The following is a 16,007-nucleotide window of genomic DNA, read 5'->3' as shown; positions in this document are numbered from 1 at the left end:
TTATTTTCTAGTACCTTTTTTCTTTTTATCTAATTTATATACCATTGCTAATACCTCTGCTACAGCTTGATACATATCTTGAGGAATATCCTTATCTATATCAACTGTTTCATATATTAATCTTGCTAAAGGTTTATTTTCTATTATTGGTACTTTAGATTCCATAGCTTTTTCCTTTATCTTAATGGCTATATTATCAGCACCTTTTGCTACAACTTTTGGTGCTTCCATTTGACCTTCAGTATACTTAATGGCAATTGCTAAATGAGTAGGATTTGTAATTACTACTGTAGCTTCTCCCACTGATTGCATCATTCTTCTTTGTGATATTTCTCTTTGTTTTTGTTTTATCTTTGATTTAAGTTGTGGATCCCCTTCCATCTGCTTATATTCCTCTTTAATTTCTTGCTTTGTCATTCTTATATCCTTTTGAAATAATATATACTGAACTACATAGTCAATTACAGCAACAACAACAAGCAATATACATATTTTCACAAAAATCCCTACTAATAAAGATTTGATTTCAATTCCTAATGTAGGTAAATAAAGATTACCAGTTTGCATTATTTTTTCAAAATTATCCCTTATATAATTGTAAGCTATAAATATAATAATAGATATTAAAATTATATTTTTTATAAGTTCTACCAATGATTTTTTTGAAAACATGTTTTTAAAGCCATTTAAAGGATTTAGTTTTCCAAAGGAAGGTTTAATAGCATCCTTAACTACTAAGAACCCAGATTGAAGTAAACTAGCAGCTACTCCTGCTATCATAATAGGTAATATTATAGGCATAATAGCAATAGCAGCCTTACTTAATACTAATAGGTTTATTGATTTTAAGCTATTTTCTGTTACTTCCATAGTTCCCATATCACCTAGGAAATATATTACGCCATCCCTTAATACTGAAACAACAGTTCCACTTAAGGCTACTATTACTAATGTAGTAGCTATTAAAGTAATAGCAAGTCCTATATCTTTACTCCTTGGAATTTGTCCTTTTTTTCTTGAATCACTTTTCTTCTTTGGTGTAGCTTCTTCAGTTTTTTCATCTGCCCCAATCAAAAATACTAGTGGTACTGTGGTGATAATTTTTCTAAATATATCTGGCAGATAACTAATATTACTAACAAATATTTTTATTATAATTGGTAATGAAACTACTATTGCTATAATTCCAATTAGCATTTTTACAGGCATTCCTAAAATCATTACATTTATTTGTGGTACTGCCCTTGATATTAATCCCATACAAACATCTGCTAATAATATTATTAATACTATTGGTATTGCTATTTTCAATCCTATTACGAAATAATTTGCTATAATTTCAATCATAGTCATCATGGTATCTCCATAAAATAATCCTTTACCAATAGGTAGCAATATAAAGCTTTCTATAAGAGATTTAATTAGCATATGATGACCATTTATTATAAAGAAAATAACTAATGCTACATAGTGAAGTAAATTTCCTGTTATGGTAGTGCTTGTCTCACTATTTGGATCTATAGTATTTAGCATACTAAGTCCTATATGTACATCTATTAAACTTCCAGCCATAAGTAATACTCCAAAGGCTATATTAGAAATTAACCCAAGTATCAATCCATTTGTAACTTCGAAGAAGATATAAATAATTAAATAATAATTGCTTGTAATTCCTTCAATACTTGAATAATTTATTCCTCCTAATAAAGCAAAGGAAAATATAAGTGAAAATATAGCCTTTAATGCCATTGGAGTTCCTTTAGGAAAGAAAACATTTGTTATAATAAAAAATGAAGTTATTCTTAAAAATATTAAAAATAGTGCCAAAAAGTAGGCTGTATTTATCATACTTACCTACCTCCCTATGTAGAAATTCTAATTATTAATTCGAATATTCTTTGTGTAAAACTTACTAAGCTATGAAGCATAAAACTCCCTAAAAACAATCCCACTGCTGCAATTCCGATAAGTTTTGGAACAAAGGTTAATGTTTGTTCTTGAATTTGAGTAGTTGCTTGAAATATACTTATTATCAATCCTATTAATATAGATACTAATAGAATTGGACCTGCTACTTTTAAAGCTGTCATTAGTGCATCTTTTACTATTCCTATTACTAAACTTTCACTCATTTCCTTTACTTACCCTCCAAAGCTCATTATTAAGGATTTAACCATTAAGTACCAACCATCTACCATAACGAATAAAAGAAGTTTAAATGGTAAAGCTACCATAACAGGTGGCACCATAAACATACCCATTGACATAAGCACACTTGCCACTACCATATCTATAATTAAGAATGGTAAGAAAAGTAAGAAACCTATTTGAAAGGCTGTCTTTAATTCGCTTATTGCAAAGGCTGGAATAACAACAGTTAATGGAATATTTTCTCTAGTTATTTCATCCATATTAAGTTTTGAAGCTTCAGCAAATAGCTCTAAATCCTTTTGTCTAGTTTGCTTTAGCATAAAATCTCTTAATGGTTTGCTTCCAATTTCCATTGCTTCTTCTTGTGTTATTTCATTTTTCATAAAAGGTTCAAAAGCATTATTGTTTATTTCCGTATATACTGGTCTCATTATAAAAATAGTTAAAAATAATGCTAGTCCAATAAGAATTTGATTAGGTATTGATTGTTGTGCTCCTAGCGCATTCTTTAAAAAAGAAAATACTACTATTATTCTTGTAAAAGAAGTCATCATAATTATTATTGATGGTAATAGTGTTAATATAGTTAATATTATTAACAATTTTATATTATCCACATAATTTTCAGGTGATGTATTCTCTCCTCCAACAGATATATTAAGGTCTGGTATATTTATAGGCTCTGCTTTAACATTTTTATTAAAAGTAAATATTAAAGCCATTACTACAAATATCATAAATATATATTTTTTCTTCTTCATACAAATCTTCCTTTTAGTTATTTTTCCTTTTAAAGCTATTAATTTTAGATTTAAGTCCTAATAATGCTACATTGTATTGTTCATTAATTTTTTCTCTTTCTCGTATTTTATCTTCTTCTATAACAAGTATTTCTTCATTAGATAATTCATCTAATTTTTCAATTTTATTATTAGATATACTTAATATATAGCCCTTATCTCCAACCTTAACAACTGCTATAGAGGTCTCTCTTGATATTTGACTTCTTTCTAATACTTTTATATATTTATTATTATTAATTTTACTAAGCTTATCTCCACTTAGCTTAAAAGTAAGATACATTAAGCCTAATACAACAGCTAAAGCAAATATTAACTTTAAAAATAGAAATGCTAAATCCATATCTTATCTCATCTTTCTCTACTGTACAATTATTTCACTAATATATAAATCCTTTAATACTCCACTAGTAAGCTTTTGATTTATTCTAGAAATTAAATCACCTTTTAAAATAACCTCATTAGCTGGTTCAAAGTCCTTAGCATCGCAAGATTTTATATAAAAATTAGCTACATCTCTAATTATTACTTTTTTATCCTCTAATTCTTGTGATAAATCTTTATTAGCTTTATCATAACTAACAGACATATTTAGCTTTACATATCTTTTAGAATTCTCATCACTTAGATTTACAAATATTTCTCCAATTTCAACAAAGCCTTCCTTTACAAATACAGGCTTAGAGGCACTATTTTTACTCATATAAAAATATGTACCTCCAAAGGTACCCCCACCTACCAATATCAAGATAATTACTACAATTAAAATTGTTTTTTTATTATTTTTATTTCCACCAGCCATTTTTAATTTTCCCCCTCGTCAGACGTAACTATTAATATATCTACTCTTCTATTCTTGGCCATCCCTTCATAGCTATCATTTGGTGCTACTGGCTTAAATTCTCCATATCCTATAGCTGAAAATCTCTTTGGATCTTGCCCTTTACTTTCTACAAAATATCTAACTACATTAACAGCTCTATCTGCAGATAATTCCCAATTTGAAGGAAATTTAGATGTATTTATTGCTCTATTATCTGTATGTCCTTCTATTAATATAGGATTGTCCATTGGTGCAATAATAGTTAATAATTTATCTAGTATTGCTTTACTTTCTTCTTTTAAATCAGAACTTGAAGTTTCAAATAAGATATTGTCTCTTAGTTGCATTGCAACTCCTCTTTCATCATCAATAATTTCTACTACACCTTGTAAATTATTATCAGAAACAAACTTTTTAAGGTTATTATATAATTTTTTTTGTTCTGTTAATGCCTCTCCACCTTCAATAGGATCTTCAGTTTCTCCGCCTATTAAAGGTACTTCTCCATTATACAAATTATATTCAAGTATACTATTTCCACCTTCTCCACTCATCATGGATGTAAATGCATTTGATATACTTTTAGTTTTCTCAGAATCTACTGAAGACATAGAATATAACAATACAAAAAATGTAAGTAGTAGAGTTACGGTATCAGCATAGGTTGCCATCCATTCGTCTCCTCTTAACCCTCCACCTTTGTTTTTCTTATTTCTAGCCATTAAATAACAACTCCTTCACCATTTTCAATGCTGTTATTTAAATACTCTAATTTTTCTTTAGGAGGTAAGTATGTTATAAGCTTTTCTTCTACAATTCTAGGATTAACACCTGATTGTATAGCAAGTATTCCTTCTAACATCATTTCTCTTTCTCCAACTTCCTTAGAGCTTTTTTGTTTTAGGTTAGTTGCTATAGGATTACACAAAAGGTTTGCTAATATTGATCCGTAAAAAGTAGTAATTAAGGCCTTTCCCATTCCTGATGCTATATTAGCTACATCAGTTAAATTAGCTAGCATTTGTATTAATCCTATTAATGTTCCAAGCATACCAAAGGCTGGTGCATAAGCTCCCCAAGATAAAAATATTCCTGCTCCTTTATCATGTCTGCTTTCCATTTCACCAATTTCAAGTTCTAATATTTCTCTTATTGTTTCTGGTTCTATACCATCAACAACCATTTGTAATCCCTTTTTTAAGAAAGGGTCTTCCATTTCTGAAATATCATCTTCTAAGGATAATAGCCCTTCTCTTCTTGCTTTTTTTGAAAGTATACTAAACTTTTCAATTATATCTTTACCTGATGAACTTTTTTCTTTAAAAGCTTCAACAAATAATTTTCCCATGTTCATTACTTCTTCTAAAGAATATGTAATTAAAAGTGCTGCTACTGATCCCCCTACAGTTATAATTACAGATGATAAATCCCAAAATATTTTAAGACTACTTCCAAGAAGCATTCCATAAAGCATCAAAACTACGCCCAAAACTAAACCTACTGAGGTTAATACGTCTGATTTTTTCATATATCATTTCCCCCCATTACAATCTATAAGTAACTATTTTATTTTTATATTTAATTACTTTTTCAACTACTTCTTCTACTCTTTCAAGTACTATGTACTTTTTACCATTAGTTAAAGTTATTAGAGTTTCGGGAACCTCTTCTATTTTTTCTATGTGATCTGCATTTAAGATAAAAGCTCTATTATTCATAGCAGTTAAATCTATCATTATCTATCTACCCTCTTTATCTTATATTTTATAAATTCTAAAAATCATTTACTATTAAGAGCTATAACAGAAGCCCTTAATAGTAAAAATATAGAATTAAAATTATCTCTTTAAGTTTATAATATCTTGTAGTATTTCATCTCCAGTTGTAATCATCTTTCCTGCCGCTTGGAAGGCTCTACTTGAAGTTATCATATCAGTAAATTGCTCTGCTAAATCTACATTTGACATTTCAAGCATACCCTGAAGGTTATCACCATATCCCTTTGAATTATCATCACCTAATGTTCCAACACCACTTTTAATTGTTGCTTCTCCAGAGTTAACTGAAGATCCATAAAGATTACCACCTAATTTAGTTAATCCTTCTGGATTTTTGAAACTAGCCATAGCAATTTGACCAAGTGCTGCTACTCTACCATCTTCTAAAACTCCATTTATTATTCCATTTTTATCTATGGTATATGTCTTAATTCTAAGTTCTGTGTCTGTTCCAGGTATTCTAACCTTATCTGGAATCTTTAAAGTTTTAAGTTGTCCATCATAAGATTTTAAATCTTTTGTACCATCTACGAAGTTAATACTTCCATCAGCATTCATACTTTCTACAGGAGTTCCACCAAAGGTTTCCTCTGAAGTAACACCACCAATTTCCATTGGTTTTCCTGTAGCTATTATACCTTGATCAATACCTTGTGCTTCTAAAGCTCTTGTTAATGCATCTTGAATATTCTTTGCTGTAATAGCATTAGCAGTTACGAAATCTCCATTTATAGTTATTGTTTTGCTTTTTGAATCAATAACAGCTGAAGTTCTAGTTCCTTGTGTTATTGTTCCAACTTGGAATTTGTATCCATTAAGTGCTGAACCTGCATCAAAGGTTAATTCAACTCCTCCTACTATTACTTTTGATGGTGACTTATCTGTTTCTCCGCCTTCAATATTATCAGAAGTTAAACCTGTATATGGCTTAGATGTTCCTGACACTTTAACTTCAGGTGAATTATTAGTATGAACCTTAGCTAAAGCAGCATTTATTTTATCTTCTAAATCCTTTGCTGAAACCTTTTTAGTAAAATCACCTGTTATAACTAATTTAGGTGAAGCATTTGCTGCACCTTGTGTATATGTTACATTTAAACCTGGTTCGTTAATATCAGTGATTTTAAATTCTACATTATTTAATAATGTTCCCTTTGGAAGTTCTACATTTAATCCTGCTATATTTAAAGCCTTTGGAGAAGATTCTGTAATACCCTCTTGAAATTTAATCTTATTTGATATTTCTTTTAAATCTATACTTCCTGTTACTTTTAATTCCGTTTTGATTCCATTTGATTTTAATGCACTACTTAATTTAGTTTGTAATTCCGTATAAGTAAATTTAACTGGTGTAGTATTAAAATCGCCGTTAATTACTATGTTCCCATTTTCAACCACTACCGTTAATGGAGTTCCAACTGCACTCTCACCTATTGAAATAGTATAATCATTAAGCTCCCCATTAGTTTGACCAGTAAATTCAAATCCGCCAACTTTTTTTGCTGCACTTCCATCCTTTGCATCTACTATTTTAGAAGGAACATTTATTTTCCCTGAATCATCTGATGCTCCGCTTATATTACTTAATGTTGCTGGTGATCCTGTTATCTTAGCTTCTTGAGAAATTCCAGCATCTTTAAGCTTTTTATTTAAATCATTTTCTAAATCTGAAGCATTAAAACCTTTAGTTAAATAATCTGCATTTATAACAATTTTTTTTCTACCCTTTTCTACTATTACATCTAACTTTTGAGGAGATATTTCACCAATTTCAAAACTATATCCATTTAGCTCACTACCTTCACTAAGTTGAATATTAAAGCCTCCAATTGATACTACTTTAGGTGCTAAGGCATCTGTACCACCAGCTACTGAATCAGAACCTAGTCCTTCAAAGCTAATTGGCTTACCTGATACAAATACTTGCTGAGATATACCATTTGATGACAATCCTTTATTTATTGCTGATTCTACTTGTGCAGGAGTTAAAGCACCTGTACTTGAAAAATCTCCATTAACTACTATAAGTTTTTCAGCTTTATTTATATCTGCTGAAGTAACTGTTCCTGGTCCAATAGCTCCTAGAACAACTTTAAATCCATTTAATTGAGATCCTGGTCCAAATCTAAAATCCAATCCAGCAGTATTTACTGTATTAGGGGATAATCCTGTTGCAAGTTGTGCACTATCATCATTAGTTAATGAATATCCCATAATTCTGAATCCATCACCCGTTAGTAAATTTCCTTGTTCATCTAATATAAAAGAACCGTCTCTTGAATACATAATTTCTGATCCTGAGTTACTTAATGATTGTTCAGTTATATTATGTGCCCCCGCTCTATGATTTACTTCTAATGTAGAACCATATATTGCAGGCCCTTTACTTACCATAAAGAATCCATCACCGTCTATAGCAACATCTAACTGTCTCCCTGTTGGTTGCATCATACCTTGAGTCATTACTGAATCTATACTTGCAAGTTGTACACCTAATCCAACTTGACTAGCATTTACTCCCCCTTGGTTATTAGATGGTGCCATAGCATCAGAAACATTTTGACTAAGCATATCACTAAATCTTGCTCTTGATGATTTAAAGGAAGTTGTACCTACATTTGATATATTATTACCTATAACATCTAATTTTGTTTGATTAACTTTCATACCGCTTATACCAGAATACATTGATCTTAACATTATTTGACCTCCAACCAATTATTTTTTCTTGTATCTGTCATTCAACAAGAATTAAGCCTCCTAATTTAGGTCCAGCTTATAAAATTACAACGCTATCAATATTTGTATAAATATTATCTTTTGCTCTCTCTTTCTCTATAGCTGTAATTACAGTTTTATTTTCTATGCTAGCAATTAAAGCTACATCCTTATATATCATAACTGAATTTTTAGAACCCTTTTCTTCAGCTATTTTAAAACCTTTTCCAATTGCCTTCATGTCTGCTTCTGTAAACTTTATTTCTTTAAGTCTATCAGCAGCATGTTTTGATAAAGTATAAGAAGATTCATTTCTCTTAATTTCATCTTGTAATATTTCATTAAAATTATTTTTACTATTAACTGATCTTTCACTTAAATTTTCATTTGGTAATTTAAAATTTCCTATGGGATAAGCTTGTCCGTTTATTACTCTAAATCCCAAAATATCACCTACTTTTATTATTAGCTTTCAGTTTCTTCTGGCTTAATATCTTCCTTTTTATTAGAAGCTTTTATAACTTTATCGTAAGTAAATTCTTGTATTTCATCAGTATCATGTAGTTTTACTCTTACTTTAACTACTCCCTGATCTTTTACTATTCCTAAAACTTCACCAGTTTTATTATTATTGTTTTCTCCCTTTTCATTTAATTCAATATGCTTCCCAATAAATGATGATGCAACTAAGAATGACATATTACCATTAATATTATTTATAGATGGCAATGAATAATCTGGTACATCTAAAACAGTAAGAATATCACTTACATCAAAATCCTTATATGTATTAGTTCCATTTTCATTAACTTCTACTGAAATAGTAGTTTTGGATGAATTAGTAGTTATTGATTTAACTATACCTGTATAATTAACACCTTCACTATTAACAGTTTTTAATGTTACTCCCTTACCTGCTAATGAATTATTTGCATAACCAGTCATAGTTGTATTTAAGTTAGTCATTTGCTCCATAGATGCAAATTGAGCCATTTGAGTTATATATTGAGTTGAATCATTGTTCCCCATTGGATCCATATTAGATAATTCTGCTGCCAATATTGTTAAAAAAGCATTTTTATCCATTTCTTGTCCTTGCTTCACAATTTTAGTTCCTCTATCTGTGGCTCTTGCTCCAGTATAACTATTTATTACATTAGACATTTATACACCTCCTAAGCTAATAAATTTACATTTCCTTCATTAAGTAAATCTTCAATTATTTCTTCTTCCTCAAAGGATATATTATTTACTTTGCTTACCCTTTGATTTTCAAATTCTTCCTTTGAATTTTCTCTGCCACTAAAGAAAGTAGTATCTTCATTATAGATTCCTATATTAACTTCTTGGATTCTAATATTTTGATTCTCTAATGTTTTCTTTATATCATTTAAATTAGAATTTAATAAGTTATAAGTTTCTTTAGATGTTGCTTTTATTTCAGCTTTCATTATCCCTTCTTGAGAAATTAGTTTAATTGTCATTTCCCCAAGCTCTTTTGGATAAATTTTAACATTTAACTCTTCTAAGGAATTTTTAACCATATACTTTATATTTTTAATGAAATCTATATTTATATTATCTTTATTAATAACTACTGGTTCTTTTATTACTTCTATAACAGAATTAGTTTTATTTAATTTATCATAGTAATTTAAAACCTTAGAAAAACTTTGATTGTTATCATCATCTAAAATTTTCATTAGAACCTTTTCTTCTTTATTAACAGCCTTATTATTTAAAGATGAATTGTCATTAAAATTATCTTCTTTTAAATCATCACTTAAAGTAGAATTAAACTCATTTTTATTTATATTAGTATCCACTTGAACTACTGTGCTTTTATCAACATTAGCTTTTTCTTTATTACTAAAATCATTTTTTGATTTTAAAATTAAAGCGTTAAATATTTCTTTACTAATATCAGTATTTAAATTTTTTTCTACTTCTTTTACAGTCTCTTCTGGAAGGCTGTTTAATAAGTTCTTAAATTCCTTTAATAAGCCAGCTTCTATAGTATCAATAGATACATCTTCACTTACTTTATAGGAATTTACATTATCTAATAATTCATCTACTAAGTTATTAATATTCTTTAATACTTCTTTAGTAGAGTCTGCTTCACTAGAGTTTAAAGTTAAATCACTTCCATCTTTAAATATTTCATAATCAGAATTATTTATAAAACTTAGATTTGATAATTCTTCTATGGATTGTGATTTATAATTCATTTCCTCTGGAGTGTTAATATTTAATTCCTTCAAATTAACTTCTATTAAATTTAATAATAAAATAATTACTTCATTTAAATTTTCATCTAAAGAATCTACATCTAAATTTTCATTATCAAGTATCTTTTCTAACTTTTCTGAAATTTTAGAAACTAACTCTTTATTTGAAATTTCATTTCCCTCTAAATCCATTGATTTTTCATCAATATTTTCATTTACATTGCTCTTATCATTTAATTTTTTATCAGATATATTATTGCTTACTTCATTAGATAAATAACTTTTAAAGTCTGCTTTATCATCTATCTTGCTATTATCTGATTTCTGATATGACTTTAAATTTTGAAGCTTATTACTTAAGTTAACTACTACAGAACTATCTACCACTTATATCACCTCCTTTCAATGACTCCTAATATAAGCATATAAAGAAAGTTCATCAATTAAAATTTGTTCCTTCCTCGCTTCTTCTTTTGTATAATCTATGTATTTTCTTTCTTTTAATATATCTACTGTCTTCCTATCTACTTGCTTTTTTATAAGTTCTTCTCTTCGTATTTCTAATTCTTTATTTTTAATTGCTAAACTTTTCTCTGTTTCAGAAATTCCTTTATCTAAAGCAAATAAATAATTACGCTTAATTTTTTGATAAACTACGGACTCTCCATCTTTAATACCACTATACTTTTCATAGTTTTCTTTAAGTCCTGTAAGTTTCGTTTCAGTATCCTGCTTTTCTCTTTGAGTCTTAGTAAAATTTCTCTTACTTTCTTCCTCTTTTTCTATCCTTATTTCTAGAAGCTTTTCTAAATTAAATTTAAATTTATTTGACATCCCCATACATCCTTTTAACTTCTAAACATTGATACTAATGCATTTAAAGAAGTATTAAAATTTGATTTTTCATTAATTGTCTGCTTTAAGTATTTATTTAACCTATCATTAAATTGAATAGATAAATCTATTTTTTTATTACTACCTTTAACATATGCGCCTAAGTTAATTAAATCTTCTGCATCCTTATATGTAGCAAGTAAATCTCTTCCAAAGGAAGCTGCTTCCTTATGATTATCTGATGCAATATTAGGCATAAGTCTACTTATACTATTTAAAATATCTATGGCTGGATAATGATTTTTATGGGCTAATTGTCTTGATAAAACAATATGTCCATCTAGGATACCCCTAACAGCATCAGCTATAGGTTCATTAAAATCATCTCCATCTACTAATACAGTATAAAAAGCCGTAATAGATCCCTTATCTGAGGTTCCTGACCTTTCCATAAGTTTAGGTAATTTTGCAAAAACTGATGGTGTATAGCCTTTTTGAGCTGGAGGTTCACCAATTGCTAGTCCAACTTCTCTTTGAGCCATGGCAAATCTAGTTACAGAGTCCATCATCAATATAACCTTCTTACCCTTGTCTCTAAAATATTCTGCTATAGCTGTAGCAGTTAAAGCTCCCTTTATTCTTATTAATGCAGGCTTGTCAGAAGTTGCACATACAACTACTGATCTTTTCATACCTTCTGGTCCTAAGTCTTTTTCAATAAATTCTAAAACTTCTCTTCCTCTTTCCCCAATAAGAGATATAACATTAATATCTGCCTCTGCTTCTCTTGCTATCATACCTAAAGTAGTACTTTTCCCTACTCCTGAACCAGCAAAAATTCCAATTCTTTGTCCTTCACCAACTGTTAAGAATCCATCTATAGCTCTTACTCCAGTAGGTAATATTTCAGTAATTCTTTTTCTTTTTAATGGATCTGGAGGTTGATTTTCTATTGGATATGTTTCTCCTTTAAGTAAAGTTTCATCATCTAATGGATTTCCAAGGCCATCTAAAACCATTCCTAATAATTCTTCTGAACATCTAACTTCTAGTGGCCTTCTCTCTGGAACAACTCTACATCCTGGTGCAATACCAATAAGTTCTCCTAAAGGCATTAATAATACAGCATCTTTTCTAAATCCAACTACTTCACACTTAATTGGATGTCCATCTTGGTTATAAATAGTACATAACTCCCCAACAAAGGCCTTTACTCCTTGTACTTCTATAGTTAACCCTATTACTTCCTTTACAGTTCCTTCTAAATAGTGAGTATTAACTTCTTTCATTTTTTTGTTTATAGCATTAAAGTCTACATTTATCATATTTACACCTACTATTTAAATAATGCATTTTCAAGCTTTTCTAAAGCTATATCTAAGCCAATGGTGGCTTTACCAGTACCCTTATCAATTACTGCATTTCCAGGTTCCATAATCTCATCCTCTAATATAAATATCTCCCCTTTAATTGCATATGCTTGCTTATAATAATTAACTTTTTCTTTTATGGATTTTACATGAATATTATTGCATCTAATAATTATATTTTCTTCACCTTTAGCTTCTTCTAAAATATCTTCTATTAAAGGTAGCATAGCTTCTGAAAGCTTTAATTCATTTTTAGCAATAATACTTGCCATATCAAAGGCAAGCTTTAATATTTCCTCTTCCTTATTAAGTAAGTATTCCTTATATTCCTTATTAGCCTTTTCTAAAATATTTTCAGCTCTATCTATTTTTTCTTTTACTTCTTTTTCTGTTTCTAATCTAACCTTTTCAATAGCTTCTCTATAACCATTTTCATAACCATCTTCATAGCCATTTGATTTTCCTTGATTATATCCCTCTTCATAGGCTTTTTTTTCTATTTCATTTGCAATTATTTGAGATTTTCTTTTTATATCTTCAGCTTCTTGCTTAGCCTTTTTAATTATATTAGCACCTAAAAGCTCATAATTTTTTCTAAATTCATCTTCTATTGAATAGCTATTATTTTCTTCAGTATTTTCTACGTTTTGTACTGTATAATTGGTTTCAATAACCTTTTTTGAAGCATCTAAAGCTGAAGCACTTTTGATTAAATTATATGATGATTGCATCTTCTCCACCTCTTGAAATTATAATTTCTTGAGCATCGTCTAACCTTCTAATAATAGCAACAATTTTTTGTTGAGATTTTTCAACATCCATAAGTCTTACTGGTCCTAAGAATTCCATATCTTCCTTTAATGAAGCAGCAGCTCTCTTAGATTGATTTCTGTAAATCGTATTAGCCACTTCATCAGAACTTCCCTTAAGAGCAAGAGCAAGTTCTTTTCCATCAACTTCTCTAAGAATTCTTTGAATAGAAATGTCATCAAGAGTAAGGATATCTTCAAATACAAACATTGAACTCTTAACAAGATCAGCAAGTTCTGCATCTTCTCTTTCTAAGCTTTCTGTAATGTTCTTTTCTGTAGTTCTATCTACTTGATTTAAGATATCAACTAAGGATTCCACTCCACCTAAAGCTGTCATTTCGCTTCTTACAACAGTACTTAATTTACTTTCTAAAACCTTCTCTATTTCCTTAATTACCATAGGAGATGTATTGCTCATAGTAGCTATTCTATAAGCCACATCACTTTGTGTATCTTCAGGAAGTTCAGCAAGAACCTGTGCTGCCTTATCTGGTTGTAAATAACAAAGAATTAAGGCAATAGTTTGTGGATGCTCATAACTAATTACATTTAATAATTGATGAGCATCAGCTTTTCTGGCAATTGAAAATGGTCTATATTGTTGAGTTGCTTCTGTTACTTTACTTAAAATTTCATTTGCTCTTTGAGTTCCTAAAGCTTTAGATAATAAAGTTCTAGCATAATCAATACCGCCTTCAATAATATAATCTCTGGCCTTATTCATTTCTAAAAATTCATCTAAAATAACTTCCCTTTGTTCTGCTGATACTGTAGAAATATTTGCTATTTCATAGGTGATTTTTTGTATTTCAGATTCTGGTAATTTTTTTAAAATTCCAGAAGATGCTTCAGGGCCAAGAGTTATAAATAATATAGCTGCCTTTTTAACTCCATTTAATTTAACTGATTCTCTTGCCATATTATCACCTCTCACTTTCAGCTAACCAAGCTTTTATTATATCTACAACTTGATCTGGTTTATCTGTTGCATATTTCTTTATTTCATTTTCAATATGTGCTTTTGGATTAACAGTTTCAAAGTCAATGCTTGGAATTTCTTCATTTATTTTATTAGCAGTTCTGTCGTCAATTACAACGTCTAATAAACTTTCCTTTTCTTCATTATTCTTTTTCCTTCTTCTAAGGATTATTAAAGTTACTATAACTAGAATTAATCCTAAAATCCCTAGTATAGAATATAAAATAATTCTATTTCTATTTTGTAGAGCTAAATCTCCATTTGCTTCTGTTCCTTCTCCTAATTCTGACTTATTAGCTGGATCAAAGGTCATTCCTACCACTGAAATACTATCTCCTCTATCAGTTTTTATACCAATAGCATTAGCTACAGATTGTTCTATGGCACTTTGTACATTTCCTTCAATATTTCCATCAATGAAAACTGAAGCTGTTAATCTTTTAACTTCACCTGGTGCACTTATTGTCTTTGTTTCTGTCTTTCCACTTTCATAATTTGTATTTACTTCTTCTCTAGAAGATCCATTATTGTTATTTTCTTCATCTATAGTATTTCCCATATTGTTATCTACGGGACTAGCTGTAGATTCTCCAGCATTTTCTCCATTTATTTCTTTTATTACTTGTTGGCTTACTATAACTTTATTAGGATCTATTACTGTTTCCGTTTTTTGTCTTGAATCAAAATCCAAGTCTACATTTATAGAAGTTTTAACCTTACCTTTTCCTACTACAGGCTCTAATAACTGAATAATAGATTTTTGTAGTTCCTCTTCATATTTCTTTTCTAATGAAAATTGTTGACTTATTGCATCAGAACTTACAGCTACATTATTTTCATCAAATAAACCCTCTGTTAATAAATTCATGTTATCATCTACAACTTCAATATTTTCTTCTGGAACATTTTCTGTACTTTTAGAAACAAGTGCTACTATTGACTTAACTTGCTCCTTAGTTAATTTATTTCCTGAAGATATTTTTAAATAAACAGCTGCTTTACCAGGCTCCTTATCTTCTACAAATACTGAATCCTTTGATGGTGTTATATGTACTCTTGCAGTTTCTACTTGAGGGAAGCTTTTAATAGTTTTTTCTAATTCCCCTTGCTGCATTCTTAATTTTTTAAGTTTAAATTCTTCATCAGTCATTCCAAAAGAACTAGCTGAATCCATAAGTTCATAACCAGCACTTCCATCTGATAGCTCTGGTGCCAATTCTAATCTTAATTGGTCTACTTCAGATTTTGGTACTAGTATTGTATCTCCTTCTATTTTCATATCTACTTTTTTCTCATTTAGCTTATTAATTACAACTTGTGCATCAGTTGCTTCTAAGCTAGAGAATAAAACTTTATACTTAGTTGATGAGTTATAAAAAAACATTGATATAATTGCGATAATAAAAGTAATTATTGTAACAATTATGGCTATTCTTATACCCTTATTAAATGTCTTAAATCTTCCCCATAGCTTACTAAGAACCTCTTTAAGCTTATCCATTAATAATAGC

17 protein-coding genes are annotated in these 16,007 nt (G+C 29.2%); all 17 read right to left on the bottom strand.

Translation table 11 applies throughout. From position 1 onward, the window contains the following. The 17 genes from ACFYH6_RS07465 to fliF all read right to left on the bottom strand — a co-directional run bounded on the left by ACFYH6_RS07465 (position 1) and on the right by fliF (position 15,997). Positions 1 to 1,848: a fused FliR family export protein/FlhB family type III secretion system protein gene (locus ACFYH6_RS07465; RefSeq protein ID WP_416179604.1), complete on the bottom strand. Its 1,848-nt coding sequence runs from the start codon at positions 1,846 to 1,848 to the stop codon at positions 1 to 3. 14 nt (positions 1,849 to 1,862) lie between these two features. Further along, complete coding sequence (fliQ, locus tag ACFYH6_RS07460; RefSeq protein ID WP_316343358.1) at positions 1,863 to 2,132, bottom strand: flagellar biosynthesis protein FliQ; 270 nt, start codon at positions 2,130 to 2,132, stop codon at positions 1,863 to 1,865. A gap of 9 nt (positions 2,133 to 2,141) precedes the next feature. Beyond that, positions 2,142 to 2,912 (bottom strand): flagellar type III secretion system pore protein FliP, encoded by a 771-nt coding sequence (gene fliP / locus ACFYH6_RS07455; RefSeq protein ID WP_316343359.1) that lies wholly within the window; start codon positions 2,910 to 2,912, stop codon positions 2,142 to 2,144. Positions 2,913 to 2,925: 13 nt separating this feature from the next. Further along, positions 2,926 to 3,294: a flagellar biosynthetic protein FliO gene (gene fliO / locus ACFYH6_RS07450; RefSeq protein WP_416179603.1), complete on the bottom strand. Its 369-nt coding sequence runs from the start codon at positions 3,292 to 3,294 to the stop codon at positions 2,926 to 2,928. Between the two features lie 18 nt (positions 3,295 to 3,312). After that, a complete protein-coding gene (locus ACFYH6_RS07445) occupies positions 3,313 to 3,753 on the bottom strand; it encodes a flagellar basal body-associated FliL family protein (protein WP_316343361.1) in 441 nt (146 codons plus the stop codon). Positions 3,754 to 3,755: 2 nt separating this feature from the next. Continuing rightward, positions 3,756 to 4,496: an OmpA family protein gene (locus ACFYH6_RS07440; protein WP_416179602.1), complete on the bottom strand. Its 741-nt coding sequence runs from the start codon at positions 4,494 to 4,496 to the stop codon at positions 3,756 to 3,758. Next, entirely contained in the window at positions 4,496 to 5,302 is an 807-nt protein-coding gene (locus ACFYH6_RS07435) for a motility protein A (RefSeq protein WP_316343363.1), read from the bottom strand. Before ACFYH6_RS07435 ends, ACFYH6_RS07440 begins: the two co-directional genes overlap by 1 nt. Before the next feature lie 16 nt (positions 5,303 to 5,318). Continuing rightward, positions 5,319 to 5,510 (bottom strand): flagellar FlbD family protein, encoded by a 192-nt coding sequence (locus ACFYH6_RS07430; RefSeq protein WP_291707896.1) that lies wholly within the window; start codon positions 5,508 to 5,510, stop codon positions 5,319 to 5,321. 102 nt (positions 5,511 to 5,612) lie between these two features. Next, positions 5,613 to 8,252: a flagellar hook-basal body complex protein gene (locus ACFYH6_RS07425; RefSeq protein ID WP_416179601.1), complete on the bottom strand. Its 2,640-nt coding sequence runs from the start codon at positions 8,250 to 8,252 to the stop codon at positions 5,613 to 5,615. Positions 8,253 to 8,328: 76 nt separating this feature from the next. Beyond that, positions 8,329 to 8,715 (bottom strand): TIGR02530 family flagellar biosynthesis protein, encoded by a 387-nt coding sequence (locus ACFYH6_RS07420; protein ID WP_416179600.1) that lies wholly within the window; start codon positions 8,713 to 8,715, stop codon positions 8,329 to 8,331. A 20-nt stretch (positions 8,716 to 8,735) separates the two neighbouring features. Continuing rightward, positions 8,736 to 9,434: a flagellar hook capping FlgD N-terminal domain-containing protein gene (locus ACFYH6_RS07415; RefSeq protein WP_416179599.1), complete on the bottom strand. Its 699-nt coding sequence runs from the start codon at positions 9,432 to 9,434 to the stop codon at positions 8,736 to 8,738. Positions 9,435 to 9,445: 11 nt separating this feature from the next. Then, entirely contained in the window at positions 9,446 to 10,888 is a 1,443-nt protein-coding gene (locus ACFYH6_RS07410; protein ID WP_416179598.1) for a flagellar hook-length control protein FliK, read from the bottom strand. A gap of 15 nt (positions 10,889 to 10,903) precedes the next feature. Next, entirely contained in the window at positions 10,904 to 11,335 is a 432-nt protein-coding gene (gene fliJ, locus ACFYH6_RS07405) for a flagellar export protein FliJ (protein WP_416179597.1), read from the bottom strand. Positions 11,336 to 11,349: 14 nt separating this feature from the next. Then, on the bottom strand, positions 11,350 to 12,660 hold the full coding sequence (gene fliI / locus ACFYH6_RS07400; protein ID WP_416179596.1) for a flagellar protein export ATPase FliI: 1,311 nt from the start codon (positions 12,658 to 12,660) through the stop codon (positions 11,350 to 11,352). Between the two features lie 11 nt (positions 12,661 to 12,671). Then, positions 12,672 to 13,436 carry a FliH/SctL family protein gene (locus tag ACFYH6_RS07395; protein ID WP_416179595.1) on the bottom strand — a complete coding sequence of 255 codons (765 nt, stop codon included), beginning with the start codon at positions 13,434 to 13,436 and terminating at the stop codon, positions 12,672 to 12,674. After that, positions 13,420 to 14,436, bottom strand: a complete 1,017-nt coding sequence (gene fliG, locus ACFYH6_RS07390) for a flagellar motor switch protein FliG (protein WP_316343370.1) — start codon at positions 14,434 to 14,436, stop codon at positions 13,420 to 13,422. The genes ACFYH6_RS07395 and fliG overlap by 17 nt, the downstream gene beginning before the upstream one ends. A 4-nt stretch (positions 14,437 to 14,440) precedes the next feature. After that, the gene (gene fliF / locus ACFYH6_RS07385) at positions 14,441 to 15,997 is read right to left on the bottom strand and encodes a flagellar basal-body MS-ring/collar protein FliF (protein WP_416179594.1); all 1,557 of its coding nucleotides are present in this window, start codon (positions 15,995 to 15,997) and stop codon (positions 14,441 to 14,443) included. Between the last annotated feature and the right edge of the window lie 10 nt (positions 15,998 to 16,007).

Source organism: Clostridium sp. HCS.1 (assembly GCF_047900555.1).
GTDB lineage: Bacteria > Bacillota > Clostridia > Clostridiales > Clostridiaceae > Clostridium.
The sequence above is the reverse complement of the archived record's forward strand: the minus strand, read 5'-3'. Positions and strand labels throughout refer to the sequence as shown.

Bases quoted from the DNA above. Each gene is read 5' to 3' on its own strand.
- ACFYH6_RS07445 (WP_316343361.1), bottom strand. From the start codon at position 3,753: ATGGCTGGTGGAAATAAAAATAATAAAAAAACAATTTTAATTGTAGTA.
- fliP (WP_316343359.1), bottom strand. From the start codon at position 2,912: ATGAAGAAGAAAAAATATATATTTATGATATTTGTAGTAATGGCTTTA.
- fliO (WP_416179603.1), bottom strand. From the start codon at position 3,294: ATGGATTTAGCATTTCTATTTTTAAAGTTAATATTTGCTTTAGCTGTT.
- ACFYH6_RS07425 (WP_416179601.1), bottom strand. From the start codon at position 8,252: ATGTTAAGATCAATGTATTCTGGTATAAGCGGTATGAAAGTTAATCAA.
- ACFYH6_RS07435 (WP_316343363.1), bottom strand. From the start codon at position 5,302: ATGAAAAAATCAGACGTATTAACCTCAGTAGGTTTAGTTTTGGGCGTA.
- fliF (WP_416179594.1), bottom strand. From the start codon at position 15,997: ATGGATAAGCTTAAAGAGGTTCTTAGTAAGCTATGGGGAAGATTTAAG.
- fliI (WP_416179596.1), bottom strand. From the start codon at position 12,660: ATGATAAATGTAGACTTTAATGCTATAAACAAAAAAATGAAAGAAGTT.
- ACFYH6_RS07395 (WP_416179595.1), bottom strand. From the start codon at position 13,436: ATGCAATCATCATATAATTTAATCAAAAGTGCTTCAGCTTTAGATGCT.
- fliQ (WP_316343358.1), bottom strand. From the start codon at position 2,132: ATGAGTGAAAGTTTAGTAATAGGAATAGTAAAAGATGCACTAATGACA.
- fliG (WP_316343370.1), bottom strand. From the start codon at position 14,436: ATGGCAAGAGAATCAGTTAAATTAAATGGAGTTAAAAAGGCAGCTATA.
- ACFYH6_RS07465 (WP_416179604.1), bottom strand. From the start codon at position 1,848: ATGATAAATACAGCCTACTTTTTGGCACTATTTTTAATATTTTTAAGA.
- ACFYH6_RS07440 (WP_416179602.1), bottom strand. From the start codon at position 4,496: ATGGCTAGAAATAAGAAAAACAAAGGTGGAGGGTTAAGAGGAGACGAA.
- ACFYH6_RS07430 (WP_291707896.1), bottom strand. From the start codon at position 5,510: ATGATAGATTTAACTGCTATGAATAATAGAGCTTTTATCTTAAATGCA.
- ACFYH6_RS07415 (WP_416179599.1), bottom strand. From the start codon at position 9,434: ATGTCTAATGTAATAAATAGTTATACTGGAGCAAGAGCCACAGATAGA.
- fliJ (WP_416179597.1), bottom strand. From the start codon at position 11,335: ATGTCAAATAAATTTAAATTTAATTTAGAAAAGCTTCTAGAAATAAGG.